This is a genomic window from Pseudomonas sp. BF-RE-21, from assembly GCF_019947305.1.
Classification (GTDB): Bacteria; Pseudomonadota; Gammaproteobacteria; order Pseudomonadales; family Pseudomonadaceae; genus Aquipseudomonas; species Aquipseudomonas migulae.
In genome coordinates, this window is sequence record NZ_JAGYGF010000001.1 from 42,915 (window position 1) to 67,127 (window position 24,213).

General features: G+C 60.6%; 24 protein-coding genes. 11 read left to right on the plus strand and 13 right to left on the minus strand.

Annotated elements, in window-relative coordinates:
* The first annotated feature begins 102 nt into the window (after nt 1-102).
* Entirely contained in the window at nt 103-654 is a 552-nt protein-coding gene (locus tag KGB25_RS00205; RefSeq protein WP_223434011.1) for a disulfide bond formation protein B, read from the plus strand.
* A 178-nt stretch (nt 655-832) separates the two neighbouring features.
* Nucleotides 833-1,291, plus strand: coding sequence for a sigma D regulator (gene rsd, locus KGB25_RS00210; protein ID WP_150631439.1), 459 nt, complete (start codon nt 833-835; stop codon nt 1,289-1,291).
* 60 nt (nt 1,292-1,351) lie between these two features.
* On the opposite strand, the gene KGB25_RS00215 is transcribed toward rsd, so the two are convergent.
* The gene (locus tag KGB25_RS00215; RefSeq protein WP_008040643.1) at nt 1,352-2,017 is read right to left on the minus strand and encodes an FKBP-type peptidyl-prolyl cis-trans isomerase; all 666 of its coding nucleotides are present in this window, start codon (nt 2,015-2,017) and stop codon (nt 1,352-1,354) included.
* 192 nt (nt 2,018-2,209) lie between these two features.
* Here KGB25_RS00215 and KGB25_RS00220 point away from each other — a divergent pair, with 192 nt between their 5' ends.
* Entirely contained in the window at nt 2,210-3,400 is a 1,191-nt protein-coding gene (locus tag KGB25_RS00220) for an AlgP family protein (RefSeq protein ID WP_223434012.1), read from the plus strand.
* Here KGB25_RS00220 and KGB25_RS00225 read toward each other — a convergent pair.
* On the minus strand, nt 3,397-3,861 hold the full coding sequence (locus tag KGB25_RS00225; protein ID WP_223434013.1) for a TIGR02444 family protein: 465 nt from the start codon (nt 3,859-3,861) through the stop codon (nt 3,397-3,399). The genes KGB25_RS00220 and KGB25_RS00225 overlap by 4 nt on opposite strands.
* 50 nt (nt 3,862-3,911) lie before the next feature.
* Between KGB25_RS00225 and KGB25_RS00230 the strand changes: the two genes are divergently transcribed.
* From KGB25_RS00230 to KGB25_RS00240, 3 genes are all read left to right on the plus strand, one after another.
* Nucleotides 3,912-5,822: an ATP-binding cassette domain-containing protein gene (locus KGB25_RS00230; RefSeq protein ID WP_223434014.1), complete on the plus strand. Its 1,911-nt coding sequence runs from the start codon at nt 3,912-3,914 to the stop codon at nt 5,820-5,822.
* A complete protein-coding gene (locus KGB25_RS00235) occupies nt 5,822-6,403 on the plus strand; it encodes a mechanosensitive ion channel family protein (protein WP_192227486.1) in 582 nt (193 codons plus the stop codon). The genes KGB25_RS00230 and KGB25_RS00235 overlap by 1 nt, the downstream gene beginning before the upstream one ends.
* A 118-nt stretch (nt 6,404-6,521) precedes the next feature.
* Nucleotides 6,522-7,154: a LysE family transporter gene (locus KGB25_RS00240; RefSeq protein WP_008024319.1), complete on the plus strand. Its 633-nt coding sequence runs from the start codon at nt 6,522-6,524 to the stop codon at nt 7,152-7,154.
* A gap of 54 nt (nt 7,155-7,208) precedes the next feature.
* Here the strand turns inward: KGB25_RS00240 and KGB25_RS00245 are convergent, their stop codons facing one another.
* The 4 genes from KGB25_RS00245 to KGB25_RS00260 are packed head-to-tail and all read right to left on the minus strand — an operon-like array spanning nt 7,209 to nt 10,331.
* Nucleotides 7,209-7,952 (minus strand): hypothetical protein, encoded by a 744-nt coding sequence (locus KGB25_RS00245; RefSeq protein WP_008040655.1) that lies wholly within the window; start codon nt 7,950-7,952, stop codon nt 7,209-7,211.
* A 3-nt stretch (nt 7,953-7,955) separates the two neighbouring features.
* Nucleotides 7,956-8,546, minus strand: a complete 591-nt coding sequence (gene lpoB, locus KGB25_RS00250) for a penicillin-binding protein activator LpoB (protein WP_207284919.1) — start codon at nt 8,544-8,546, stop codon at nt 7,956-7,958.
* Between the two features lie 33 nt (nt 8,547-8,579).
* Entirely contained in the window at nt 8,580-8,930 is a 351-nt protein-coding gene (locus KGB25_RS00255; RefSeq protein ID WP_008040661.1) for a YcfL family protein, read from the minus strand.
* A gap of 15 nt (nt 8,931-8,945) precedes the next feature.
* Nucleotides 8,946-10,331, minus strand: a complete 1,386-nt coding sequence (locus tag KGB25_RS00260; RefSeq protein ID WP_223434015.1) for a COG3014 family protein — start codon at nt 10,329-10,331, stop codon at nt 8,946-8,948.
* Nucleotides 10,332-10,648: 317 nt separating this feature from the next.
* Here KGB25_RS00260 and KGB25_RS00265 point away from each other — a divergent pair, with 317 nt between their 5' ends.
* The gene (locus KGB25_RS00265; RefSeq protein ID WP_223434016.1) at nt 10,649-12,547 is read left to right on the plus strand and encodes a cytochrome c/FTR1 family iron permease; all 1,899 of its coding nucleotides are present in this window, start codon (nt 10,649-10,651) and stop codon (nt 12,545-12,547) included.
* A gap of 140 nt (nt 12,548-12,687) precedes the next feature.
* Nucleotides 12,688-13,143 carry a YaiI/YqxD family protein gene (locus KGB25_RS00270; protein WP_192227491.1) on the plus strand — a complete coding sequence of 152 codons (456 nt, stop codon included), beginning with the start codon at nt 12,688-12,690 and terminating at the stop codon, nt 13,141-13,143.
* Nucleotides 13,144-13,272: 129 nt separating this feature from the next.
* Here KGB25_RS00270 and elbB read toward each other — a convergent pair whose 3' ends face one another.
* A complete protein-coding gene (gene elbB, locus KGB25_RS00275) occupies nt 13,273-13,941 on the minus strand; it encodes an isoprenoid biosynthesis glyoxalase ElbB (RefSeq protein WP_008024305.1) in 669 nt (222 codons plus the stop codon).
* A gap of 115 nt (nt 13,942-14,056) precedes the next feature.
* On the opposite strand from elbB, the gene KGB25_RS00280 reads away from it, so the two are divergent.
* Nucleotides 14,057-15,292, plus strand: coding sequence for a sterol desaturase family protein (locus KGB25_RS00280; protein ID WP_192416651.1), 1,236 nt, complete (start codon nt 14,057-14,059; stop codon nt 15,290-15,292).
* On the opposite strand, the gene KGB25_RS00285 is transcribed toward KGB25_RS00280, so the two are convergent.
* Nucleotides 15,273-15,905 carry a DedA family protein gene (locus KGB25_RS00285; RefSeq protein WP_192416652.1) on the minus strand — a complete coding sequence of 211 codons (633 nt, stop codon included), beginning with the start codon at nt 15,903-15,905 and terminating at the stop codon, nt 15,273-15,275. The genes KGB25_RS00280 and KGB25_RS00285 overlap by 20 nt on opposite strands.
* A gap of 208 nt (nt 15,906-16,113) precedes the next feature.
* Here KGB25_RS00285 and hemB point away from each other — a divergent pair, with 208 nt between their 5' ends.
* Entirely contained in the window at nt 16,114-17,127 is a 1,014-nt protein-coding gene (gene hemB, locus KGB25_RS00290; RefSeq protein WP_010465043.1) for a porphobilinogen synthase, read from the plus strand.
* An 18-nt stretch (nt 17,128-17,145) separates the two neighbouring features.
* On the plus strand, nt 17,146-19,368 hold the full coding sequence (gene ppk1 / locus KGB25_RS00295; protein WP_192227494.1) for a polyphosphate kinase 1: 2,223 nt from the start codon (nt 17,146-17,148) through the stop codon (nt 19,366-19,368).
* Between the two features lie 257 nt (nt 19,369-19,625).
* Here the strand turns inward: ppk1 and ppx are convergent, their stop codons facing one another.
* The 5 genes from ppx to KGB25_RS00320 form a co-directional block, all read right to left on the minus strand.
* Nucleotides 19,626-21,128, minus strand: coding sequence for an exopolyphosphatase (ppx, locus tag KGB25_RS00300; protein ID WP_008024297.1), 1,503 nt, complete (start codon nt 21,126-21,128; stop codon nt 19,626-19,628).
* Nucleotides 21,129-21,361: 233 nt separating this feature from the next.
* Complete coding sequence (locus KGB25_RS00305) at nt 21,362-22,099, minus strand: amino acid ABC transporter ATP-binding protein (RefSeq protein WP_008040676.1); 738 nt, start codon at nt 22,097-22,099, stop codon at nt 21,362-21,364.
* Nucleotides 22,086-22,736 (minus strand): amino acid ABC transporter permease, encoded by a 651-nt coding sequence (locus KGB25_RS00310; RefSeq protein WP_008024293.1) that lies wholly within the window; start codon nt 22,734-22,736, stop codon nt 22,086-22,088. The genes KGB25_RS00305 and KGB25_RS00310 overlap by 14 nt, the downstream gene beginning before the upstream one ends.
* Entirely contained in the window at nt 22,733-23,401 is a 669-nt protein-coding gene (locus tag KGB25_RS00315) for an amino acid ABC transporter permease (RefSeq protein ID WP_223434017.1), read from the minus strand. The genes KGB25_RS00310 and KGB25_RS00315 overlap by 4 nt, the downstream gene beginning before the upstream one ends.
* Before the next feature lie 21 nt (nt 23,402-23,422).
* Nucleotides 23,423-24,208 carry a transporter substrate-binding domain-containing protein gene (locus KGB25_RS00320; RefSeq protein ID WP_008024289.1) on the minus strand — a complete coding sequence of 262 codons (786 nt, stop codon included), beginning with the start codon at nt 24,206-24,208 and terminating at the stop codon, nt 23,423-23,425.
* Nucleotides 24,209-24,213: the final 5 nt, after the last annotated feature.

Here is a 24,213-nt window from a genome sequence, read left to right on the forward strand (position 1 = left end):
AATTCCCTACACCTCTGTTGAAGTGTCCTTGCTGGCTTGCCTTGAAACGCTGCTGCGCTTTCCTCTACCGTAACCACTTGTCTCTACTGGTACGGAAAAGCCATGACGTTGGCCTGCTCACGCTCCTTGTTTTTCATGGTTTTCATTGCCGGCGCGCTGGCGTTGGGCGTTTCCTACTACCTGGAATATGCAGTCGGCCTCAAGCCCTGCGGGCTGTGCCTTTTACAGCGGATTTGCCTGGCGGTGCTCACGGGTGTCTGCCTGATGGCTTCGGTTCATGGCCCCGGTCGCTTCGGTTCGTTCCTGTACTGGCTGCTCGGTTTGCTGTGCAGTCTGGCGGGTACGGTGACAGCGTGGCGTCAGGTGTTGTTGCAAGGCGATCCGGTGCAACAGCTGTCAGCGTGCTCGCTCAGCCTGGCGGACCCGTTCGCAAGCACCCCCTTGGTTTATGTGGTGCAGCAGATGTTCAAGGGTGCGGCCGAATGCGCACAGATTTCCTGGACGCTGTTTGACCTGAGCCTTCCCGAGTGGAGTCTGCTCTTCTTCATCGCCATGACGATCCTGAGTGTCTACCAGTTGCTGCGCGTGGTCTGGATCGCTTGTCAGCGACCGCTCAGCGGCACGTCGTCGCACCGGGCGCTGGTCGGCGATTAAACACTTGTATGAACTTTATCTGCTGCGTACCTTGAAGCCACAGTCGCGCGGGCATAATCTGGCCCGCACGTGTCATTGGAATTATGTTGCTCGAATGACGCTCTGCCTGGCCGACTCTTGATCTTCAAGTGTGCGACAGGTGTAGAGCAGCATGACCCACAAGGGAAGAGAGACCGCCATGCTCGAAAGTTGTCAGAATGCTCAGGAACGCTGGGGTGGAGTGCATCTGCTGATCGATCGCTGGTTGCAGGAACGTCACGAACTGGTTCGGGCCTATGATGATCTCGGCGCCAAGCCTGAGGCGCTGGGTGAGAACCGCAAGCCATTGCAGGAATTCTGCGGCGTGCTGGTCGATTACGTGTCTGCCGGGCACTTCGAGATCTACGAACAGCTGACGGGGGAGGCCAAGGCTTTCAACGACAAGCGTGGTCTGGAACTCGCCGAGACCATCTACCCGCGCATCGACGTCATCACCGAGAAGCTGCTCGCGTTCAACGACCTGTGTGACGCAGGCAAGTGCGTAGCAGAGAAATTCAAGGAGCTGGGTGGCCTGTTGCACGAACGCTTCGAACTGGAAGACTGCCTGATCGAAGTGCTGCACACCGCTCACAAGGAAGAGGATTCGGTTCAGGCCTGAACCCCTTCCTGCCACACCTCAAAACGGTGCGCTTTGCGCGCCGTTTTTCGTTTCCGCTGTTTAGCTGGTGGCGCCGCGCAATTCGACTTCGAATACCAGCGGCGTGAACGGCTCGATCAAGTCGCCGGCACCGTCGGCGCCATAGGCTTGGGCCGATGGAATCACCAATCGCCACTTCGCACCGACCGGCATGTTTTGCAGCGCGCTGCGCCATCCGCTGATCACGCTGTCGAGACTGAACCATTGCGGTTGAGTGTTCTGATCGAACACGGTGCCGTCGGGAAGACGACCGACGTACAGCACCTGAACCTTGCCATTCGGACCGGCTTTCGCGCCGGTGCCGGGTGTCAGCTCCGTCAGTAATATTCCATCGGCCAGTTCGCGAACGCCGGGTCTGGTTTTTTCTTCGGCGAGAAATCGATGCTCTTTTTCGAGAGAGGCTTCGCTCTGTGGCGGGGTCGGCTGCAAGGCTGCCTGCGCTTCGTGCTCGGTCAGAATCTGTTCGATCTGCTCATCTTTCAGGGCCAGGGGTTTGCCTTGATAGGCCTGCTGCAAACCTTCGACCAGCGCCTGCAGTTGCAGGTCGGGAACCTCCAGGCGCAAGCGTTCGCCGAGGCTCGCGCCCAGGCTGTAAGCGAGATCGTGAGCTTCATTTTCCTTGGTTTTTTCGGCGGCTTGGGCGATGGAAAAAAACACGCACAGCGATAAAAAAAGGTAGCGCGACATGGGCACTCTCCGACCTGAGATGCGGCAGATTATGCCAGTGTGAATGCGTTCGACAGTGAACTTGTTTTGCGTAAGCGCAGAAGATTTTCGATCCGTTGCAACGCGACGCTTTCGATACTGTCAACATGCCCTAGCGGCGGTAGCAGCAGAGGTCTAGTATGAGCCGCACCCACGTCAGCCAGGAGGTAAACCATGTCGGCCACCAAGAAGCCTGTAAATACCCCGTTGCACTTACTCCAACAACTGTCGGGCAGCTTGCTCGAGCATTTGGAAACCGCTTGTTCCCAAGCCTTGGCTGATGCTGAAAAACTGCTCGCCAAACTGGAAAAACAGCGCGGAAAAGCACAAGAGAAATTGCACAAATCCCGCACCAAATTGCAGGACGCTGCGGCGGCCGGCAAAGCCAAGGCACAAGCCAAGGCGAAGGACGGCGTGCAGCAACTCGAAGACGTGCTCGATGCCCTCAAGGATCGTCAGTCCGACACCCGCGCCTACATTCTGCAACTCAAGCGCGATGCCCAGGAAAGCCTGAAACTGGCCCAGGGCGTCGGTCGTGTTCAAGAGGCTGTCGCCAAGGCGTTGTCCTTGCGTGCGGCCAAGCCTGCTGCGGCCCCTGCGAAGAAAGCCGCTGCCAAACCGGCTGCTGCAAAAGCACCGGCCAAACCTGCCGCCAAGGCGCCTGTGAAAGCGGCGGCTAAACCTGCAGCTAAACCTGCGGCGAAAAAACCAGTCGCTGCCAGCGCTGCTAAACCGGCTGCAAAACCAGCCGCTAAAACTGCTGCTGCCAAACCTGCTGCCAAGCCAGCCGCTGCCAAAACAGCTGCCGCAAAACCGGCTGCAAAAACCACTGCTGCAAAACCGGCCGTAGCGAAAACTGCAGCGGCCAAACCCGCCGCAAAACCGGCAGTTAAAACGGCTGCAAAACCAGCCGCCAAACCTGCCGCTGCGAAGCCTGCTGCCAAGCCAGTCGCCGCTAAAACCGCTGCCAAGCCAGCTGCAAAACCAGCGGCTAAAACTGCTGCTGCGAAACCTGCTGCCAAACCGGCCGCTACCAGGACTGCTGCTGCAAAACCTGCGACTGCAAAACCTGCCGCCGCTGCCAAGCCAGCCACCGCGGCAAAACCTGCCGCAGCGAAACCAGCAGCCAAACCTGCCGCTGCCAAGCCGGCTGCAAAACCAGCTGCCAAGCCAGCAGCCAAACCAGCCGTGAAAAAACCGGCCGCTGTTGCCAAGCCGACCCCGGTAATTGCTGCCAAGCCAGCGACTCCGGCGCCATCCGCTTCGGCCGCGCCTGCACCAGCAGCCTCCACCTCGACAGTCACCACGGCGCCAACGCCTGTCGCACCGTCGAGCACCAGCTCCACCCCAACCAGCGCTTCCTAAGTGCCGGTTGCCGCGACGCGCAGCTGATGCAGCGCGTCGCGGTCCAGGTGGGCGGCGCCCGCCGCCACACCCTCCAGCCAGGCCGATAAATCGGTCGCCTCACACTGCGGCCAATTCAACGCCGCTCGCTCCAGCCGCATCAGCAAATGCCGCTCGGCTTCCAGCTCCAGCGTTTTTACTTGTTCGCGTAACGCATTCAGTTCGGCGTCCTCAGTCGCGACGACTTTCCATCGCATGCGCAAGGCGCGCAGCGGTTGAACAACATCCGCGTCCCAAGGCTGCGCCACGTTGCGAAGCTGCTGCAGTCGATGCTCGTTGCAGGCGACTCCCCGCTGGCCCAGCCACAACCCGCACAGCAACAGGCACACATTCACCCCCGCCGATTGCAGGGTCAGGCACGCGGCTTCAACGCCGGGACGGGCGTAAGTGCCAAGGGAAAAGCTCCACAGGTCAGAGGACATAGTGCTACTCGCGCCAGTTGCGAGCGAAGCTGGTAGACTCCGCCGCCATTATGATTCGACTTCAGAACCTGACTTTACAGCGTGGCCCGCAACGTCTGCTAGAAGACGCCGAGCTGACCCTGCACGCCGGCCACAAAGCCGGCCTCATCGGTGCCAACGGCGCCGGCAAATCGAGCCTGTTCGCCTTGATCCGGGGCGAACTGCACCCGGACTCGGGTGATTGCTTCCTGCCGGCCGACTGGCGCATCGCCCACATGCGCCAGGAGATCGAGACGCTCGAACGCCTGGCGGTCGACTACGTGCTCGATGGCGACCTGCGCCTGCGCGAGGTGCAACGTGACCTCGCCGCGGCCGAAGCCGCCCATGACGGCACCGCTCTGGCCCGCCTGCACTCGGAACTCGACAGCGCCGACGGTTACACCGCCGACGCTCGTGCCCGCAAGCTGCTGGCCGGGCTTGGGTTCACCAATGAGCAGATGGATCGCCAGGTCGGCGATTTCTCCGGTGGCTGGCGGATGCGCCTGAACCTGGCGCAGGCATTGATGTGCCCCTCGGACTTGCTGCTGCTCGACGAACCGACCAACCACTTGGACCTCGACGCCATCATCTGGCTCGAAGAATGGCTGAAAAGTTATCCCGGCACCTTGCTGCTGATTTCCCACGACCGGGATTTTCTCGACGCCGTGGTCGATCACGTGGCCCACGTCGACCAACGCAAGATCACCCTGTATCGCGGTGGTTACAGCGCTTTCGAACGTGCCCGCGCCGAACGTCTGGCCCAGCAACAGCAGGCCTACGAGAAGCAGCAGGCGCAACGTGCGCACATGGAAAGCTATATCGCCCGCTTCAAGGCCCAGGCCACCAAGGCCCGCCAGGCCCAGAGCCGGATCAAGGCGCTGGAGCGGATGGAAGAGTTGTCCGCCGCCCACGTCGATTCGCCGTTCGACTTCGTCTTCCGCGAGTCGACGAAGATTTCCAGCCCGCTGATCGATCTGTCCGATGCCCGTCTGGGCTACGGCGACAAAACCGTGCTGGAGAAGGTCAAGCTGCAACTGACCCCCGGCGCGCGCATCGGTTTGCTCGGCCCCAACGGCGCCGGTAAATCGACCCTGATCAAAAACCTCGCCGGTGAGCTTTCGCCGCTGGCCGGTCGGCTGACCCGTGGCGAGAACACTGTCGTCGGTTACTTCGCCCAGCATCAGCTCGATTCCCTCGACTCGAAGGCCAGCCCGTTGCTGCACTTGCAGCGTCTGGCGCCAACCGAGCGTGAGCAGACGTTGCGCGACTTCCTCGGTGGTTTCGACTTCCGCGGCGCGCGCATCGACGAGCCAGTGCTGAACTTCTCCGGTGGCGAGAAGGCGCGTCTGGCCCTGGCGTTGATCGCCTGGGAACGGCCGAACCTGTTGCTGCTCGACGAACCGACCAACCACCTGGACCTGGAAATGCGCCTGGCGCTGACCATGGCCCTGCAGGAATTCAGCGGTGCGGTACTGGTGGTCTCCCACGATCGTCATTTGCTCAAAAGCACCACCGACAATTTCTATCTGGTGGCGGACGGCAAGGTCGAGGAGTTTGACGGCGACCTGGAAGACTACGCCCGTTGGCTGGTCGACTACCGTCAGCGCAACGCCCCGGTCAGCTCCACGCCGGTCAATCCGGACAAGACTGACAAGAAGGCCCAGCGTCAGGCCGCCGCTGCGTTGCGTCAGCAACTGGCACCGCACAAGCGTGAGGCTGACAAGCTCGAAGCCGAGCTGGGCAAGCTCCACGAGAAGCTGGCGAAGATCGATACCAGCCTCGGCGACAGCGACATTTACGAGCCGGCGCGCAAGAACGACTTGCGTGATCTGCTGGCCGAGCAAGCCAAGCTGAAAGTGCGTGAAGCCGAACTGGAAGAAGCCTGGATGGAAGCCCTGGAATTGCTGGAAAGCATGCAGGCGGAGCTGGAGGCGCTGTCCTGATGGAGGCGTTCAAGCTGCCGCTGCCGGCGGTGTGGGTCGAGCCGATCTGGCTCGTCGTGCAAATCCTGCTGATTCTGTTGGCCGGTTACTTCACCCAGCGCTTTGTCGCGAAGTGCCTGACACGCCTGGGCGAGCGCTACCCGTTTCCGCCGCAGTTGCTGATGCCGCTGCGGGGCGGCCTGCGCTGGCTGATCATGGGCAGCGCGCTGATTTTCGTGCTGGAACGCCTCGGGGTGTCGGCGACGGTGCTCTGGACCGCGCTGTCCGGTTTCGTCGCGGTAGCGGCGGTGGCGTTTTTCGCCATGTGGAGCGTGCTCTCCAATCTGCTCTGCGCGATCCTGATCTTCACCGTCGGCCCGTTTCGCCTCGGCGATGTGGTCGAGTTGGTGGACACCACTGACAAGCCTGGCGTCAAAGGTCGGGTGGTGGCGATCAATCTGCTTTACACCACGTTGATCGAAGCTGAAGAGCTTGGGACCGGCAGTGCGATGGTTCAGGTGCCTAACAGCCTGTTCTTCCAGCGCTCGGTTCGACGCTGGCGCGGTACGGATGTATTCCCTTCCAGCGGGTTTGAAAAGTAAGCCCTCAAAGCTGCAAACGCTGGTCGGCGACCGCAACATCCTGCAAAAAATCGATGGTCATCGGCCCAAAGCCGCATTAGCTTAGACATCTGTTTACGAGTCTGAGTCGAGGTGTGCGATGGAGCTTCAAACATGGCTGGCGTTTTTTGCCGCCTGCTGGGTGATCAGCCTGTCTCCCGGTGCCGGCGCCATTGCGTCGATGTCCAGCGGCCTGCAATACGGTTTCTGGCGTGGTTACTGGAATGCCCTGGGCCTGCAACTGGGCCTGGCGGTGCAGATCGCGATTGTCGGCGCCGGTGTCGGCGCGATCCTCACGGCGTCGGCCAGCGCTTTTTATGCGATCAAATGGTTTGGCGTGGCGTACCTGGTTTATCTCGCGATCAAGCAATGGCGCGCACTGCCCAGCGACATGAGCGATGACGCGGCGGTGCGTCAGATCGGCAAGCCGATGGCCCTGGTGTTTCGCGGTTTCCTGGTCAACATCAGCAACCCCAAGGCCCTGGTGTTCATGCTGGCGGTGTTGCCGCAGTTTATCGATCCGCATGCGCCATTACTGGTTCAATACCTGATCATCGGCGTAACCATGGTCTGCGTTGACCTGATCGTCATGGCCGGCTACACCGGGCTGGCGTCCAAAGTGCTGCGCATGTTGCGCACGCCCAAGCAGCAAAGACGCATGAACCGCACGTTTGCCGGGCTGTTCATTGGCGCTGCGGCGTTTATGGCGACGCTGCGCAAAGCGGCGGTGTAAAACCGCCAGGCACAAAAAAGGCGACCCTTGAGGTCGCCTTTTTCGTTCAAGGGATCAGCGCAAAATGACCGGCTCTGTATCCTCTGGCAGGTTATTGCTCAACGGCGCCTGCTCTTGCTGCTCATTCCCGCTGCCACCCAGTTGTTCGCTCAACTGACGAGCCACATCTTCCCCCAGGGACTTGGACACCTCACGTACCAACCGTGGGCGACTCTGTGAGATCTTCGCGTCCCGATGGTTCGTCAACTTGGTGTCCTGGCCTTCGCCCATCGCCGTGAAGGCCGAGGTGATTTCGAAGGTTTTGGTGTCGATCAGGCTGAAATCCGCCACCAGGGTCAGTGCCAGCACCGAGGAATAGCTGTTGGTGTTGGGTATCTCGTTGACATCACTGTTGAAGTCTACGTCCGACAAGGTGCCGAACAGTACATAGTCGGCGCCCTCGAAGTTGCCGGCCTTGATCCGCTCGATCACGTCATAGATATCGACTTTGGATTCGGCGGTGTGCGGCTTGCCTTGCACCAGCTGGAACATTCCGGAGCGCAGCATCTGGCCCTTGATGTCGCCGGTGAATTTGCGCAGCTCGGTTTGCTCGATGTAACTGGTTTTGGATTCGAACGAGTCGTAGCTCGAAGAACCGCTGGAGCTGTACTCACCCTCGCGGTAATTGTCCTTGGACGAAACGGTGTGGATGTACTGCTCCACGCGCTCCTCGTATGCCAGGTCGGTTACTGCGACTTTCGGGGCCGCCTGCACGCTGAACGTGCAAGCCAGGGCCATCATCCCAATCCATGCGCGCATTGATTAATGCTCCGTAGTTTTTCGGATCTCTTTTTCGTCCATCCACTCGGCCAGACCGCTTTCAACGTCGATCAATTGCAGGCTGAATTTGTAGAAGACGTCCTTGTACTCGCTGCTGCGCTTGACGATCGAGCTGATCGAACCTTCAAGGCGGTATTTGGCGGCGATCATGTTGCCGATCTTGGACACGGTGGCTTTCTTGTACAGACCGCTCTGGTTTTGCAGCTGGATCTGATCAACCTGGTTCTGCATGTCGGCGTTGTCGCTGGAGAAGCGTGCCGTGCCCGATTTCATCAGTTGGGTCTTGATGGTGGTGGTGATTTCACGGGTGTCGATGTATTCGCTGGTCTTGTTCTTCACGTCGTAGACCTGGACCACCGGGCGTCCACGCAGAATGCCGGACTGGGCGAGAGAGCGGGTCATGGACTCGGCGATGATCTGCAGGTCGGTGGAGCTGAACTCGTTGGTGATGGTTTCCACAGCCTTGGTGTCGCCATAGCTGGTGTTCTTGCTGCCCAGGGTCGGTGGGTGGTTGCTGGCGCAACCACTGGCCAGGAGGGCGATAGCGGCAATAATCGAAAAGCGTACAAACATGGGAATGCTCTCTGAAGCTGAACGAATAGGGTGTTAAGGCGTATTGATTTCCAGGCGGAAATCCACGGCCTTGGGGGTGGGCGCTATGGCCTGAATGTAGCGGGTCTGCTCGCCGTACATCATCTGGCTCTTCCAGGTTTCTTCTTCGGCAACCGGGAAGCCATCAGGGTCGAGCCAGGCAAAGCGGTAGTAGAAGGTCTTGTTGTCGGAGCTGGTGTTGCTCAGCTGTGTATTGACCGTAATGAAGCCGTTTTCCCGGGCGACACGCATGGCGTCGACCTCAATGTCCCTTAGCTTGCCCAAGGCCACGACCTTGCTGGCGGCTGTTGTGGCGCAACCGGCCAACAAGGCCAGGATGACGACAGCGATGAGTTTGAAGCGCATGGGAAGACTCCGTAATTAAAGTTGTTTGAAGCTGGCCACGGCTGTCGGGCTGGCGCTCGGGGTCGCGTGAACGGCCAGGCCGCTGGCGAAGACCTGGTTGCCCACGGCGCGCAGGCTGATGACTTGATAGCGCTGGTCAACGGTGATCTTGAGCACTGTCGTTCCAACCGCGACCTGGTGCTCGCCTTTCTTCAGGCGCAGGCGCACGACATGGGTGTTGTCCGGCAGGGTGCGCCACGTACGGGTATCGGCACCTTCGAGCACGGTTGAACTGTAACCGACTGCCATGCCCGCCAACTGGCTGACTTGTTGGATCTTTTCCTGCGCCACGCCACGGGTAGCCGCACGAACAGTGGTGCGCACAATGATGCCAGGCATGTCGTCACGCAGTGCGCGGCGGGACATGGTGGTAATGCTGTTGAGTTGCGTCAGGGTGAGTTGCTGACCGTCCACGCCAATCTGGGTGAGCGGGGCGGTGGAGGTATCTGGCTTGATGACCGGGAAGGACAGCGGAGCGATCACCACGCCGTTGCTGATCGGCAGAGTCAGTGGCAAGCGGATCGAGCCCCGGGCCGGCGCCAGCCCGCTTTGCACGACGATCAGGATGTCGCTGTCTTCGTCCTCGGCACTTTTTTGGTCCAGATCCTTCAATGCCTGCTCCAGCAGCGGAGTGTTCGGGCGCAGTTCGGCTGCTGTGCGGTAACCCGGTGCGGCCAGGCCTTTTTCGCCCAGGGCTTCGTAGACGAAGCCGGCCAGGTAATGGCTGAAGGCACTCTGGTAGCTGTTTTTCAGCCCAACCACTTCAGGTGCGTCGAGGCTGGCGACGGGATAGCCATACAAGTCTTTTAACTCGGTCTTGATGCCTACCTTATCGGCTTCCTCTTCGCTCTTGAGGTATTCCTTGTCGCGCAGGTCGGCGATCACCGCTTCTCGTTCGTGGGTTTTCTTGATCGCGATACGTGCGCCGTCGAAGTCGTTGACGGCCAGCAGATTCAGGGCCATTTGCGTGGTCAGCATGACTTTTTCGTAGTCGTAGCCTTCGTAGCGGCGGACCTTGTCGTTCACCAGGAAGCTGCCGAACTGAGCGAGGTACTTGCCGGCATCGAGTTTGACCGACTCTTCCCATTGACCGACCACGACATCGGCGCTGTTCCAGGCGTTCTGGCTGCCAGACAGATCGCCCTTGGCGCGCAGCAGTTCACCCTTCTCGAAGTAGTAGAGGAGGTCCTTGTCGGCACCGAAGTTGTTCTTTTCCAGCAGGGTCAGCGCCGCATCGATATTGCCGGAAGCCAGCTGCATGTTGGTTTGTGCGAGCTCCGAGTCGTAGTTGCGAAACACCGAACAGCCGGAGAGGAGCGTGACAGCGCTGACCGCAATCACTGCAAGGGCGCGGGAGGCCATAGGTACTTCTTCCGTGAATGGTGATCAGCCGCGCTTGCTGGTCGGGCTTTTTGGACCTATCGGCGCAGACGGGCGTCCTGCCAATTCCTCATAAGCAGAGGAGCTTTGAGTGCCATATCGATCAATTGAAGGCTCGTCATTATAGACAGGGAAGGTGGCGCAGTAATGGCTTTTTGATTGCTGCTAAACATAAAGATGCCATCATCTGGAAAAAGCACCAATCGAGGTCTGCGACGGCGTTTCAGACAACAAAGCTTGAGCGAAACTCATTCGAAGTGAACAATGTGTTACTTCGTATTTCCAATTGAGATTCATTCATGACTGCCCCGTCCCGTTTCTTGGCCTGGCTGGTATTGCCGCTGTTTGCCTTGTGCAGTTCCAATCTGCTGGCCGACACCGTAGAAGGTGCGCCGCAAGCGCTGCATTTGCTTGATTACATCGGCGCCGATTACCCGGAGTCGGTCGAGTCCGGCAAAGTCATCAATGAGTCTGAATACCGCGAGCAGCTGGAATTCAGCAAGGTGCTGCAAGGCCTGATCGCTGCCCTGCCGGCCAAGCCGGAAAAAGCGGTGCTGGAGCAGGGTGTCAGCACACTGCGCAAATCCATTGCTGCGCGGCAGGACGGCTCGGACGTTTCCCGTCAGGCACGGCAGCTCGGTGCGAAGCTGGCGGTGGCCTATGAGGTCAGTCAGGCGCCAATCATTACACCGGATCCAGCCCGTGGTGCGTCGATGTACACCCAGCATTGCTCGGTCTGTCATGGCGATGCGGGGGCCGGTGATGGCCCAGCCGGTGTCGGCCTGACGCCGCCGCCAGCCAATCTGCGCGATGCCGCGCGGTTGGATCGCCTGAGCCTGTACGCGATCTACAACACCTTGGGGATGGGTGTCGAAGGCACTGACATGCCGGCCTTCGCCGACCAGCTGGACGATCGTCAGCGCTGGGACCTGGCGACCTACATCGCCGGTTTCAGTGCCGATCCGGCCGCAGCCGCATCTGAAAAGACCTACAACATCGCCGACCTGGCCCGTCAGACTCCGGCCGAAGTGCTGGCTGCCGAAGGCCCGCAAGCGGCAGCGACTTTCCGTGCGCAGCGTGCGCAACCGCCGCAGGTCAAGCGTGGCCCGGCGCAATTGCTCGATTACACCGCTGCAACGCTGGACAAAAGTATCGCGGCCTATCGTGCCGGCGATCACGACCAAGCCTATGACCTGTCGGTGGCGGCGTACCTGGAAGGTTTCGAACTGGTCGAAAGCTCGCTGGACAACGTCGACGCCAACGTGCGCAAGGACACCGAAAAATCGCTGATGGCGTACCGTCAGTCGTTGCAGGACGGTTTGCCGATAGCCCAGGCCCAAGAGCGTCTGGAGGCGGCCAAAGCCAAGTTGAAAGAGTCTGCCGGCCTGTTGGGCAGTGATGGCCTGAGTTGGTCCTTGAGTTACATCTCCGGGCTGCTGATTCTGCTGCGCGAAGGTCTGGAAGCGATTTTGGTGCTGGCGGCGATCCTTGCCTTCCTGCGCAACACCGGCCAGCAATCGGCGGTGCGCAGCGTCAACGTTGGTTGGGGCCTGGCGTTGCTGGCCGGTCTGGCGACCTGGGCACTGGCGGCGTACGTGATTGATGTCAGCGGCTCGCAGCGTGAATTGCTGGAAGGTGCGACGGCGTTGTTCGCCGCGGTCATGGTGCTCTGGCTCGGCGTGTGGATGCACGACCGTCGCCACGCGGCGGCCTGGCAGGATTACATCAAGAGCAGCCTGGTAGGCGGCGGTGGCCGTTTCGGTTTTGCGACACTGGCGTTTTTCTCGGTGTACCGCGAACTGTTCGAAGTGATTCTGTTCTACGAAACCCTGTGGTTGCAGGCGGGGCCGGCGGGGCATAACGCGGTGTTGGCGGGCGGGGCGACGGCGCTGGTGTTGTTGGTTGGCCTGGCATGGGTGATCCTGCGGGGCTCGGCGAAACTGCCGCTGTCGCTGTTCTTCAGTATCAACGCCGGGTTGTTGTGCGCGCTGTCGGTGGTGTTTGCCGGTCATGGCGTGAAGGCGTTGCAGGAAGCCGGGATCTTCGGCACACGGCCGGTGCCGTTCTTTGACTTCGACTGGCTGGGTATTCACGCAGATGCGTATTCGTTGAGTGCGCAGGCGGTGGCGATCATTGCGATTATCGTGCTGTATGGGCGTAGCAGGGTGGCGGAGAAGCGGCGGGTGCCGGTTTCCTGACAGCATTCGCTGCGCTCACATTCGCGGGCAAGTCGGGTCGCCGCACCGCTCGCTCCTACAGGATTCGCGCGTTTTTTGTGGGCGCGTATAACCTGTAGGAGCGAGGCTTGCCCGCGAAGCTTTTAAAGGGGAAAAACTCTATGCGTGTGTGGATCGATGCCGACGCTTGCCCCCGGGCAGCGAAGGATCTGGTAGTGAAGTTCGCCCTCAAGCGTCAGTTCGAGGTGGTGCTGGTGGCCGGGCAGCCGCAGATCAAGCCGGGGCTGGCGCTGGTGAAGTTGATCGTGGTGCCGAGCGGGCCGGATGCGGCGGACGACTATCTGGTGGAACACGCGGTGCCTGGTGAGCTGGTGATCTGCAGCGATGTGCCGCTGGCGGACCGCTTGGTGAAGAAAGGCGTGGCGGCGCTGGACCCGCGAGGCAAGGAGTTCGACGCGCAGAACATGGGTGATCGGTTGGCGGTGCGCAACCTGTTCACCGACTTGCGTGAACAGGGGCAGATGAGCGGCGGGCCGGCGCCGTTTGGCGAGCGCGAGAAGCAGGCGTTTGCCAATGCGCTGGACCGGATCCTGACGCGGCTGACCCGTAAATCCTGAACCCTGCGTTAACCCCTGTAGGAGCTGGCTTGTCGGATCGCCGCAGCGATAGCAATCGAACAGTCAGCAAATGATGCGCTGAATGTTACGGCCTCATCGCTGGCAAGCCAGCTCCTACAGTAATCCGTGTCAGGCGTCGTTTTCGTGGGTCAGTTCTAGCACGCGGTCGACCAGTTTGTTGATGCCGGACGCTGCTTCGCTGATCGATTGCGCCAGCATGTACGCCGGGGTGCTCACCAGCTTGCGTGCTTTGTCTTCAACGATGTCAGTCACTGCGCAATCCTTGTGAGTGGCGCCCATCTTGTTCATCGCGGCGGCGGTATCGGCGTCATTGCCGATGGTGCAGGTCACGCCCGGTCCATAAATCTTCGCGGCCAGCGCCGGCGAGATGCAGATCAGCCCGACCGGTTTGCCCGCTTCGGCAAACGCCTCGGTCAGGGCGAGAACATCGGGTTGCACGGTGCAGCCAGCGCCTTCGATGGCGAAGTTCGACAGGTTCTTCGCCGCGCCAAAACCACCCGGCACGATCAGCGCATCGAACTCTTCGACGTCAGCTTCGCGAATATCCTTGATGTTGCCCCGGGCGATCCGCGCCGACTCCACCAGCACATTGCGCGACTCGGGCATTTCTTCGCCGGTCAGGTGGTTGATCACGTGCAACTGCGCGATGTTGGGGGCGAAGCACTGCACCTGCGCGCCGCGCTGATCCAGTCGCAGCAAGGTAATCACGCTTTCGTGGATCTCGGCGCCGTCGTAGACGCCACAGCCGGAAAGGATCACTGCAATTTTTTTGCTCATGGGCTTTTCTCCAGATTCATGGCGTTAAATGTCCACTAATTTGTCACTCGTTGCCATAGGTTCAATTCGCGGCTACACCTAGCATCTGTCCTCAAGATTCCGATCAGGGCGCGTCATGGACTTCATTCTGTATGCGGTGCCGTTCTTCTTTGTACTGATTGCCGTCGAGCTGCTGGCCGACCGTTGGCGCGGAGTCAGCAACTATCGGGTGGCCGACGCGATCAACAGCATCAGCACCGGTGTGCTGTCGACCACCACGGGCCTGTTGACCAAGGGCGTGGGGCTGGTGACCTATGCCTTTGCGCTCAAGCATCTGGCGCTGTTCGAACTCTCTGCCGACAGCGTCTGGGTCTGGGTGTTCGCCTTCGTTCTCTACGACTTCTGCTACTACTGGCTGCATCGCATGGGCCACGAGCGCAACATCCTCTGGGCCGCACATTCGGTGCATCACCAGAGCGAGGACTACAACCTCTCCACGGCGTTGCGCCAGACCAGTACCGGTTTCCTGTTGAGTTGGATTTTCTACCTGCCGATGGCGGTACTCGGCGTGCCGCTGCTGGTGTTTGTCAGCGTCGCTGCGCTGAACCTGCTGTATCAATTCTGGGTGCACACCCGGCACATTCCCAAGCTCGGGTGGTTCGAGTGGTTCTTCGTCACGCCATCCAACCATCGGGCCCACCATGCACAGAACGCTCTCTACATGGATCGCAACTACGGCGGGGTGTTCATTATCTGGGACCGTCTGTTTGGATCGTTCCAGGAAGAAGACGACAACGAGCCGGTGATTTTCGGCGTGACCACGCCACTGGCGAGCTGGAATCCGTTGTGGGCGAACGTGCAGTTTTACGCGCAGCTGTGGGATGACGCGCGACGGGCTGAAAGCACGTGGGACAAGCTGCGGATCTGGTTCATGCGCACCGGTTGGCGGCCAGCGGATGTGGCGGCGAAATACCCGATGAGCAAGCCGGACTTGAGCCAGTTCCGCAAATTCGAAGTGCCGCTGGACGGGCGTCAGCAGATTTATGTGCTGTTGCAGTTCTGCGTCTACGTCGCGCTGGGCAGTTACTTGATGAACTTCGAGCCGCACCTGCCGACCGCCGCGCTGGTGCTCGGCTGGAGCGCCGTGGCGCTGGGGTTGTTTACGTTGGGCGTGGCCCTGGAGAATCGCCCGTGGGCGTTGAAGCTGGAGCTGCTGCGGCTGGCGTCGAACGTGCCGCTGGTGTGGCTGGCGCCGCTGCTCGGGCTGTGGCCGGCCAGCGCGGTGGGCTGGGTCGGCCTGCTGAGTTACAGCCTGCTCAGCGGAATCGGTCTCTACTGTTGCAGAAACCGCTTCACTCGCTTGGCGTCTTGACCTCGGCGGCCTTGGCCTGTTCGGCTTTCAAGGCCTGCTCTTCGGCATAAACCTGCTTGGCCAGGCGCGCATTCTTGAAGCGGCGACGCAGCCACAGGCCGAAGCCCAGCACCAGCAGGGCGCCGAGCACCCACAGCTCATATTTCTTGACGCTGCCCAGCATGCCTTCGAGCACCGCGCCGAAGTGATAGGCCGCAGCCGCCAGTGCGGCCGCCCAGATCGCGGCGCCGATCCCGTTCAGCAACAAATAACGTCCCGGCGGATAACCCGACAGGCCGATCGCCACCGGCATCACCGTGCGCAAACCGTAGACAAAACGGAAGCTCAGCACCCAGATGTCCGGGTGCCTGCGAATGTGTTCCAGTGCCCGGTCGCCCATCATCTGCCAGCGAGGCTTGCGCGCCAGCAACTTGCGGCCGTGCTTGCGTCCCAGGAAGTACCACAGCTGGTCGCCGGCATAACTGCCGAAAAACGCCACGACCACCACGATGTTGATGTCCATGTATCCACGGAACGCGAGGAAGCCTGCGAGCACCAGGATGGTTTCGCCTTCGAAGAACGTGCCGAGAAAAAGGGCAAAGTAGCCGAAGTCATGCAGAAATTGTTGGAGCATTGTCTGGGTGCTGGCGAAATGAACGCGCAGCCTAACCCTTCGTGCACATTCATGAAAGTGTCCAAATGTGTCTCGACGTGAACATTTCCTACAAGGACAATGGAATGCGACTACGTGTCGCGGGGGTGCACACAACTGTAATACCACGGTCATAATGGCCGCTTATAACTGTCACGCTCGCCCGCCAGCGCGGGCTCAGGAGTCTGCCGTGAGTTTTACCCCCGCCAATCGCTTGTTTCCAGCCACCCGCCTGCGCCGTAACCGCCGTGATGATTTCTCGCGTCGACTGGTTCGTGAAAACGTCCTGACCGTTGATGACCTGATCCTGCCGGTGTTTGTGCTGGACGGTGAAAACCGTCGCGAAGCGGTGGCCTCGATGCCCGGCGTTGAACGCCTGACCATCGACCTGTTGCTGGAAGAAGCGGCCAAGTGGGTTGAACTGGGGATTCCAGCCGTAGCGCTGTTCCCGGTCACACCACCGGAACTCAAGTCGCTGGACGCCGCCGAAGCGTGGAACCCGAACGGCATTGCCCAGCGCGCCACTCGCGCCCTGCGTGCGCAGTTCCCTGAACTGGGGGTGATCACCGACGTCGCGCTGGACCCGTTCACCACCCACGGTCAGGACGGTATCCTCGACGAAGAAGGCTACGTGCAGAACGACATTACTGTCGACGCACTGGTCAAGCAGGCCCTGTCCCACGCCGAAGCCGGTGCTCAAGTGGTGGCTCCGTCGGACATGATGGACGGTCGCATTCAGGCGATCCGCGAAGCCCTCGAGCTGGCCGATCACGTCAACGTGCGGATCATGGCCTATTCGGCGAAGTACGCCAGCGCCTATTACGGCCCGTTCCGTGATGCGGTGGGGTCGGCGCTGAACCTGGGCAAAGCCAACAAGGCCTCCTATCAGATGGACCCGGCCAACAGCAACGAAGCCCTGCACGAAGTGGCGGCGGACTTGTCAGAAGGCGCAGACATGGTCATGGTCAAGCCAGGCATGCCGTATCTGGATATCCTTTACCGGGTCAAAGAAGAATTCAAAGTGCCGACTTTTGTTTATCAGGTCAGCGGTGAATACGCCATGCACATGGCGGCGATCCAGAATGGCTGGTTGAGCGAAGGGGTTATCCTCGAATCCCTGACCGCTTTTAAACGTGCAGGCGCTGATGGCATCCTGACTTACTTTGCCGTACGTGCTGCTCAATTGTTACGAGAGCAAAAATAGCCCTCCCAGGAACATTCGATGAATACCGAAGGACTCACTGAAGTTGCAGTACAAGAGGCTCAACCCGTGGTGGAGCCGATCGCCGAAACCCCGCCGGAGCTGGAGCCTGCTCCGCCTGCGGTAGTGGTCGAAACCGCGCCGGCGGCACCAGCGATTGTCATTCCGGGCCTGGATGACAGCAGCCTGTACATCCATCGCGAGCTCTCGCAACTGCAGTTCAACATCCGCGTGCTGGAGCAGGCGCTGGACGAGTCCTATCCGTTGCTGGAACGGCTGAAGTTCCTGCTGATTTTCTCCAGCAACCTGGATGAGTTCTTCGAAATTCGTGTGGCCGGTCTCAAGAAGCAGATCACCTTCGCCCGTGAACAGGCCGGCGCCGATGGTCTGCAACCGCACCAGGCCCTGGCCCGGATCAGTGAGCTGGTGCACGGTTACGTTGACCGCCAGTACGCCATCCTCAACGACATTCTGTTGCCGGAACTGGAGAAACATCAGGTCCGCTTCATCCGTCGCCGTTACTGGACCACCAAGCTCAAAACCTGGGTCCGCCGTTATTTCCGCGACGAGATCGCGCCGATCATCACCCCGATCGGCCTCGACCCGACGCACCCGTTCCCGTTGTTGGTGAACAAGAGCCTGAACTTCATCGTCGAGCTCGAAGGTATCGACGCCTTCGGTCGCGACTCCGGTCTGGCGATCATCCCGGCCCCGCGTCTGCTGCCGCGAGTGATCAAGGTGCCGGAAGAAGTCGGCGGCCCTGGTGACAACTACGTCTTCCTGTCGTCGATGATCCACGCGCACGCCGATGACCTGTTCCAGGGCATGAAGGTCAAGGGCTGCTACCAGTTCCGCCTGACCCGAAACGCCGACCTTGCCGTCGACACCGAAGACGTGGAAGACCTGGCCCGCGCCCTGCGCGGCGAGCTGTTCTCCCGTCGCTACGGTGACGCGGTGCGTCTGGAAGTGGCCGACACGTGCCCGAAACACCTGTCCGACTACCTGCTCAAGCAGTTCAACCTGCACGAGACCGAGCTGTATCAGGTCAACGGTCCGGTCAACCTGACCCGCCTGTTCAGCATCACCGGCCTCGACAGTCAGCGCGAGCTGCAATACCTGCCGTTCACGCCGCAGATCCCGAAACTGCTGCAGAACAGCGAGAACATTTTCAGCGTGATCAGCAAGCAGGACATTCTGCTGCTGCACCCGTTCGAGTCGTTTACGCCTGTGGTCGATTTGCTGCGTCAGGCGGCGAAGGATCCGCACGTATTGGCGGTCCGTCAGACGTTGTACCGCTCCGGCGCCAACTCGGAAATCGTCGATGCGCTGGTGGATGCGGCGCGTAACGGCAAGGAAGTCACCGCGGTGATCGAATTGCGCGCGCGGTTCGACGAAGAGTCCAACCTGCAACTGGCCAGCCGTCTGCAAGCGGCCGGTGCGGTGGTGATCTACGGCGTGGTCGGCTTCAAGACCCACGCCAAGATGATGCTGATCCTGCGTCGCGAAGCCGGCGAGATTGTGCGTTACGCCCACTTGGGTACCGGCAACTACCACGCGGCCAACGCCCGTCTGTACACCGACTACAGCCTGCTGACCTCCGACGACGCCTTGTGCGAAGACGTCGGCAAATTGTTCAGCCAGCTGATCGGCATGGGTAAAACCCTGCGCATGAAGAAGCTGTTGCACGCGCCGTTTACCCTGAAGAAGGGCATGCTCGACATGATTGCCCGGGAGACGCAGTTCGCCCTCGACGGCAAACCGGCGCACATCATCGCCAAGTTCAACTCGCTGACCGATCCGAAGATCATCCGCGCGCTGTACAAGGCCAGCCAGTCCGGCGTGCGCATCGATCTGGTGGTGCGCGGCATGTGCTGCCTGCGTCCGGGCATCGCCGGGGTTTCGCACAACATCCACGTGCGCTCGATCATCGGCCGCTTCCTGGAACACACCCGGGTCTTCTACTTCCTCAATGGCGGTGAAGAGCAGATGTTCCTCTCCAGTGCCGACTGGATGGAACGCAACCTCGACAAGCGCGTCGAGACTTGCTTCCCGGTGGAAGGCAAGAAGCTGATCATGCGGGTCAAGAAAGAGCTGGAGCTTTATCTCACCGATAACACTCACAGCTGGAGCCTGCAGGCGGACGGTCGCTACATCCGCAACACGCCGACCGGCAACCAGAACCCGCGCAGTGCCCAGGCCACGTTGCTGGAGCGGTTGGGCAGCCCGATTCTGGCGGTGCGTTAACCTTCACGCGGCATAAAAAAATGGCGATCCCTGCGGATCGCCATTTTTGTTTGCATTGACACTATTACTGTAGGAGCCGGCTTGCCGGCGATAGCGCCCTCGAAATCGCCATCGCCAGCAAGCTGGCTCCTACAGGTGTCGCCTGAGCGCGCAGACCCGTAGGAGCGAGGCTTGCCCGCGAAGGCGTCCTCGAAATCGCCTTCGCCGGCAAGCCGTGCTCCTACAGAACCGTGTACGGCGAGCGCTTTTCGGGGGGGTTATCGGACGTTGAGCACGAAACCCACACGCGTCAGCCATTCAGCTTCCAGCGCAAAGTCAGCCTGAGTCAGCTGGTTGTCGTCCAGCCAGTTTTCCGGGAACAACACCTCCAGGCTGTCACCATTGGCGTGCAGCGCCACTTGAGGCATTTCCTGGGTGCCGCGGATGTGATGGAACAGGATCGCAAAGCGCAGCAGCACGCACAGGCGAATCAGCTTGATGCCTTCATCGCCAAAATCGGCAAACCGGTCCCGGGGAATATTGCGGCGGTGGCCACGCACCAGGAGCGCGAGCATCAGTTGGTCTTCGCGGGAGAACCCGGCGAGGTCCGAGTGCTCGATCAGGTACGAGCCGTGCTTGTGATACTGATAGTGAGCGATGTCCAGGCCCACTTCATGGACCTTGGCAGCCCAGCCGAGCAGTTCGCGCCAGACGCCGTCGTCCAGCTCCCAATCCTCCGCCACCTGATCGAACGCATGCAGTGCCTTGCGCTCGACCCGTGCCGCTTGCTCCAGATCGACGTGGTAACGCTCCATCAGCGAGCTGAGCGTGCGCTCACGGACGTCTTCATGATGGTGACGGCCCAACAGGTCATAGAGCACGCCTTCGCGCAGTGCGCCTTCGCAGTGGTCCATGCGTTGCAGTTCGAGGGCGTCGAAGATCGCTTCGAGAATCGCCAGGCCCGCCGGGAAAATCGCCCGACGGTCAGGCTTGATGCCTTCGAAGTCGATTTTCTCGACATCACCGAGTTTGATCAGCTTGCGCTTGAGCCAGGCCAGGCCTTGGGCGTTGACCTCGCCCGTACCGTGACCGCCGGCTTTCAGCGCCAGGCCGATCGCACGGATGGTGCCCGAGGAGCCGATGGCTTCATCCCAGGTCAGGCGATGCAGGGCGTGTTCGATGCTCATGATCTCCAGCCGCGCCGCCGTGTACGCCTGGGCGTAGCGGGCCGGGGTGATCTTGCCGTCCTTGAAATAACGCTGGGTGTAGCTGACGCAGCCCATTTGCAGGCTTTCGCGCAGCAGCGGCTCGAAGCGCTGGCCGATGATGAACTCGGTACTGCCGCCGCCAATGTCGGCCACCAGGCGTTTGCCCGGCGTATCGGCGAGGGTGTGCGACACGCCGAGGTAGATCAGGCGCGCTTCTTCACGACCGGAGATGACTTCCACCGGGTGGCCGAGAATTTCTTCGGCGCGGCGGATGAATTCGACGCGGTTTCGAGCTTCGCGCAAGGCGTTGGTGCCCACGATCCGCACGGCGCCCGGCGGCATACCGCTGATCAGTTGGGCAAAACGCTTCAGGCAATCGAGCCCGCGCTGCATGGATTCTTCGTTGAGGTGGCGCTCTTCGTCGATGCCGGCGGCCAGCTGAACCTTCTCCCCGAGACGCTCGAGAATACGGATTTCGCCGTTCTGGGCCTTGGCCACGACCATGTGAAAGCTGTTGGAGCCCAGGTCGATTGCGGCGATCAGGGACAGATTCTTGGCTTGGGATTGCGGCATGGTCAGGGGGTCTCGGTCGATAACCTCGACATCGTGCCACGATCAAACGCTGACGCCAACGCGTAGCGTTCAAAGCCTTGATCCTGAGCAGGAAAGAGTAGTGATCTCGCAGACGCCTTCGCGGGCAAGCCTCGCTCCTACAGGTTGGCGGCGTGTGAATGTTCCGCGAACAGCCTGAATCTGTAGGAGCGAGGCTTGCCCGCGAAGGCGACATAACAGCCACTGAAGGTCTTTCAGGCTGTCGCCTCGACCGTCCCGATAAAATTCGCCAGCTCCGCCGTCTGCGGGTTCGCGAACAGAATCTTCGGATCCCCCACCTCATGCACCTTCCCCTGATGCATGAACACCAACTTGTCCCCAACCTCCCGGGCAAAGCGCATTTCATGGGTGACCATGATCAGCGTCATGCCCTCCTTGGCCAGTTGCCGAACCACGCTCAGCACCTCATTGACCAGTTCCGGGTCCAGCGCCGAAGTGATCTCGTCGCACAGCAACACCTTCGGCGACATCGCCAGCGCCCGGGCAATCGCCACGCGCTGCTGCTGCCCGCCCGACAGCCGATCCGGGAACGCATCAAACTTCTCGCCCAACCCGACCCGTTCCAGCATCTCCCGCGCCAACTCCACCGCTCTGGCCTTGGGCACTTTTTGCACCACTTGCGGCGCGAGCATCACGTTTTCGCCCACCGTCAGGTGCGGGAACAGGTTGAACTGCTGAAACACCATCCCGACTTTCTGCCGCAGGCTGCGTAAATCGGCGCGAGCGGCATCGAGGTATTCGCCGTCGACTTCGATCACGCCGTCGTTGATCGACTCCAGGCCGTTCAGCGTGCGCAACAAGGTCGATTTGCCCGAGCCGCTGCGACCGATGATCGCCACCACCTGGCCTTCCTCGACGCTGAGGTCGATGCCTTTGAGTACATGGTGGTCGCCGTAATATTTATGCAGGGCGGAAATTCTAAGCAGAGGCATGCAGTCTCCTTTCCAGGTAGCGCGCACTGAGGGACAAGGGGTAGCAGAGCAGGAAGTAGCCGAGGGCGACGAGGCCGTAGACCATGAACGGTTCGAAGGTCGCGTTGGCGAGCATCCCGCCGGTCTTGGTCAGTTCGGTGAAGCCGATGATCGAGGTCACGGCGGTGCCTTTGACCACTTGCACCGAAAACCCCACGGTCGGCGCCACGGCGATGCGCAACGCTTGCGGCAGGATCACGTAGCGCAGTTGCTCCAGCGGGTTGAGCGCCAGGCTCGACGAAGCTTCCCACTGACCGTTGGGGATCGAATCCACGCAGCCGCGCCAGATCTCCGCCAGGTAAGCGCTGGTAAACAGGGTCAGGGCAATCGCCGCCGCCATCCACGCCGAAATTTCCACCCCGGCCAGCGCCACCCCGAAAAACACCAGGAACAGCTGCATCAACAGCGGCGTGCCCTGGAACAGCTCGATGTAGGTGCGTGCAACGTTGCGCGGAAGGGCATTTTTCGAAATGCGCATGACCATGATCAGCAAGCCGATCAACCCGCCGCCGATAAACGCCACCAGCGACAGCGCCAGCGTCCATTGCAGGCCTGTGAGCAAGTTGCGCACGATGTCCCAGAACGTGAAATCGCTCATTGGCTGCTCCTTGCTATGTAACGACGACCGATCCAGTTCAGCAATTGGCGGATCAATAAAGCCATGCACAGATAAAGCAGCGTGGTCAGGGCGTAGGTTTCAAAAGCGCGGAAGTTGCGCGACTGAATGAAGTTGGCGGCAAAGCTCAGCTCTTCGGTGGCGATCTGCGAACAGACCGCCGAGCCGAGCATGACGATGATGATCTGGCTGCTCAGCGCCGGCCACACCTTGCCCAGCGCTGGTAGCAGGATCACATGGCGGAAGGCTTCGAACCGGGTCATCGCCAACGCCGCTGCGGCTTCCAGTTGCCCGCGAGGGATCGCTTGAATGCCGGCGCGGATGATCTCGGTCGAATAAGCGCCGAGGTTGATCACCATCGCCAGCACCGCCGCCTGCCATTCGGAAATCTGCACGCCCAGCGATGGCAAACCGAAGAAGATGAAAAACAACTGCACCAGGAACGGCGTGTTGCGGATCAACTCGACGTAAACCCCGAAGATCGCCGAGAACGGGCGGATATTCCACGCCCGCACCAGCGCGCCGACAATGCCCAGACCGACGCCGAGCACCGCACCGATGGCCGTCAGTTCCAGGGTGAACAGCGCACCGCGCACGAGCAGGTCGGTGTTTTGCACCACCGGCAGAAAGTCGAACTGATAGGCCATATCAAATCTCCCGAGGGACGATCAGAGATCGGCCGGCAGCGGCTCTTTCAGCCAGGTCTGTGAGTTTTTTTCCAGCGCGCCGTCAGTCTTGGCGGTGGCGAGGATCTGGTTGACCTTGCCCAGCAACGCCGGCTCGTTCTTGTTTACGCCGACGTAGACCGGCGAATCCTTGAGCTTCACTTTCAGCGCGGGCACGCGTTTCGGGCTTTTCTCGCTGATCGCGACCATCACCACGTTGCCGCTGGCGATCAGGTCAACCTGCCCGGCGAGGTAGGCTGCGATGGTCGAGTTGTTGTCTTCAAAGCGCTTGATGGTGACGCCTTCGGGGGCGACTTTGGTCAGTTCGATGTCTTCGATGGCGCCACGGGTGACGCTGATGGTTTTGCCCTTGAGGTCGTCCAGGCCTTTGATGGCGGCATCCGGCGGGCCGAACACCGCGAGGTAGAACGGCGCGTAGGCGCTGGAGAAGTCGATGACTTTCTCGCGCTCGGGGTTCTTTCCGAGGCTGGAGATCACCAGGTCGACCTTGCCGGTGGTCAGGAACGGGATACGGTTGGTGCTGTTGACTGGCGTCAGTTCAAGCTTGACCTTGAGTTGGTCGGCCAGCAGTTTGGCGGTGTCGATATCGAGGCCGCGGGGTTTCATGTCCGGGCCGACCGAGCCGAATGGCGGGAAGTCCTGAGGCACGGCAACCTTGAGGACGCCGCGTTTGACCACATCCTCCAGACCGTCGGCGTGGGCGGGCACCTGGCTCAGCAGCAGGCTGGCGAACAGGGAAGCGAGGAGGGCGCTGTAACGCAGGGTCATGGCAA

Excerpts from the sequence above, each read along its gene's own strand:
- KGB25_RS00205 (WP_223434011.1), top strand. The coding sequence starts at position 103 with ATGACGTTGGCCTGCTCACGCTCCTTGTTTTTCATGGTTTTCATTGCC.
- rsd (WP_150631439.1), top strand. The coding sequence starts at position 833 with ATGCTCGAAAGTTGTCAGAATGCTCAGGAACGCTGGGGTGGAGTGCAT.
- KGB25_RS00215 (WP_008040643.1), bottom strand. The coding sequence starts at position 2,017 with ATGTCGCGCTACCTTTTTTTATCGCTGTGCGTGTTTTTTTCCATCGCC.
- KGB25_RS00220 (WP_223434012.1), top strand. The coding sequence starts at position 2,210 with ATGTCGGCCACCAAGAAGCCTGTAAATACCCCGTTGCACTTACTCCAA.
- KGB25_RS00225 (WP_223434013.1), bottom strand. The coding sequence starts at position 3,861 with ATGTCCTCTGACCTGTGGAGCTTTTCCCTTGGCACTTACGCCCGTCCC.
- KGB25_RS00230 (WP_223434014.1), top strand. The coding sequence starts at position 3,912 with ATGATTCGACTTCAGAACCTGACTTTACAGCGTGGCCCGCAACGTCTG.
- KGB25_RS00235 (WP_192227486.1), top strand. The coding sequence starts at position 5,822 with ATGGAGGCGTTCAAGCTGCCGCTGCCGGCGGTGTGGGTCGAGCCGATC.
- KGB25_RS00240 (WP_008024319.1), top strand. The coding sequence starts at position 6,522 with ATGGAGCTTCAAACATGGCTGGCGTTTTTTGCCGCCTGCTGGGTGATC.
- KGB25_RS00245 (WP_008040655.1), bottom strand. The coding sequence starts at position 7,952 with ATGCGCGCATGGATTGGGATGATGGCCCTGGCTTGCACGTTCAGCGTG.
- lpoB (WP_207284919.1), bottom strand. The coding sequence starts at position 8,546 with ATGTTTGTACGCTTTTCGATTATTGCCGCTATCGCCCTCCTGGCCAGT.
- KGB25_RS00255 (WP_008040661.1), bottom strand. The coding sequence starts at position 8,930 with ATGCGCTTCAAACTCATCGCTGTCGTCATCCTGGCCTTGTTGGCCGGT.
- KGB25_RS00260 (WP_223434015.1), bottom strand. The coding sequence starts at position 10,331 with ATGGCCTCCCGCGCCCTTGCAGTGATTGCGGTCAGCGCTGTCACGCTC.
- KGB25_RS00265 (WP_223434016.1), top strand. The coding sequence starts at position 10,649 with ATGACTGCCCCGTCCCGTTTCTTGGCCTGGCTGGTATTGCCGCTGTTT.
- KGB25_RS00270 (WP_192227491.1), top strand. The coding sequence starts at position 12,688 with ATGCGTGTGTGGATCGATGCCGACGCTTGCCCCCGGGCAGCGAAGGAT.
- elbB (WP_008024305.1), bottom strand. The coding sequence starts at position 13,941 with ATGAGCAAAAAAATTGCAGTGATCCTTTCCGGCTGTGGCGTCTACGAC.
- KGB25_RS00280 (WP_192416651.1), top strand. The coding sequence starts at position 14,057 with ATGGACTTCATTCTGTATGCGGTGCCGTTCTTCTTTGTACTGATTGCC.
- KGB25_RS00285 (WP_192416652.1), bottom strand. The coding sequence starts at position 15,905 with ATGCTCCAACAATTTCTGCATGACTTCGGCTACTTTGCCCTTTTTCTC.
- ppk1 (WP_192227494.1), top strand. The coding sequence starts at position 17,146 with ATGAATACCGAAGGACTCACTGAAGTTGCAGTACAAGAGGCTCAACCC.
- ppx (WP_008024297.1), bottom strand. The coding sequence starts at position 21,128 with ATGCCGCAATCCCAAGCCAAGAATCTGTCCCTGATCGCCGCAATCGAC.
- KGB25_RS00305 (WP_008040676.1), bottom strand. The coding sequence starts at position 22,099 with ATGCCTCTGCTTAGAATTTCCGCCCTGCATAAATATTACGGCGACCAC.
- KGB25_RS00310 (WP_008024293.1), bottom strand. The coding sequence starts at position 22,736 with ATGAGCGATTTCACGTTCTGGGACATCGTGCGCAACTTGCTCACAGGC.
- KGB25_RS00315 (WP_223434017.1), bottom strand. The coding sequence starts at position 23,401 with ATGGCCTATCAGTTCGACTTTCTGCCGGTGGTGCAAAACACCGACCTG.
- KGB25_RS00320 (WP_008024289.1), bottom strand. The coding sequence starts at position 24,208 with ATGACCCTGCGTTACAGCGCCCTCCTCGCTTCCCTGTTCGCCAGCCTG.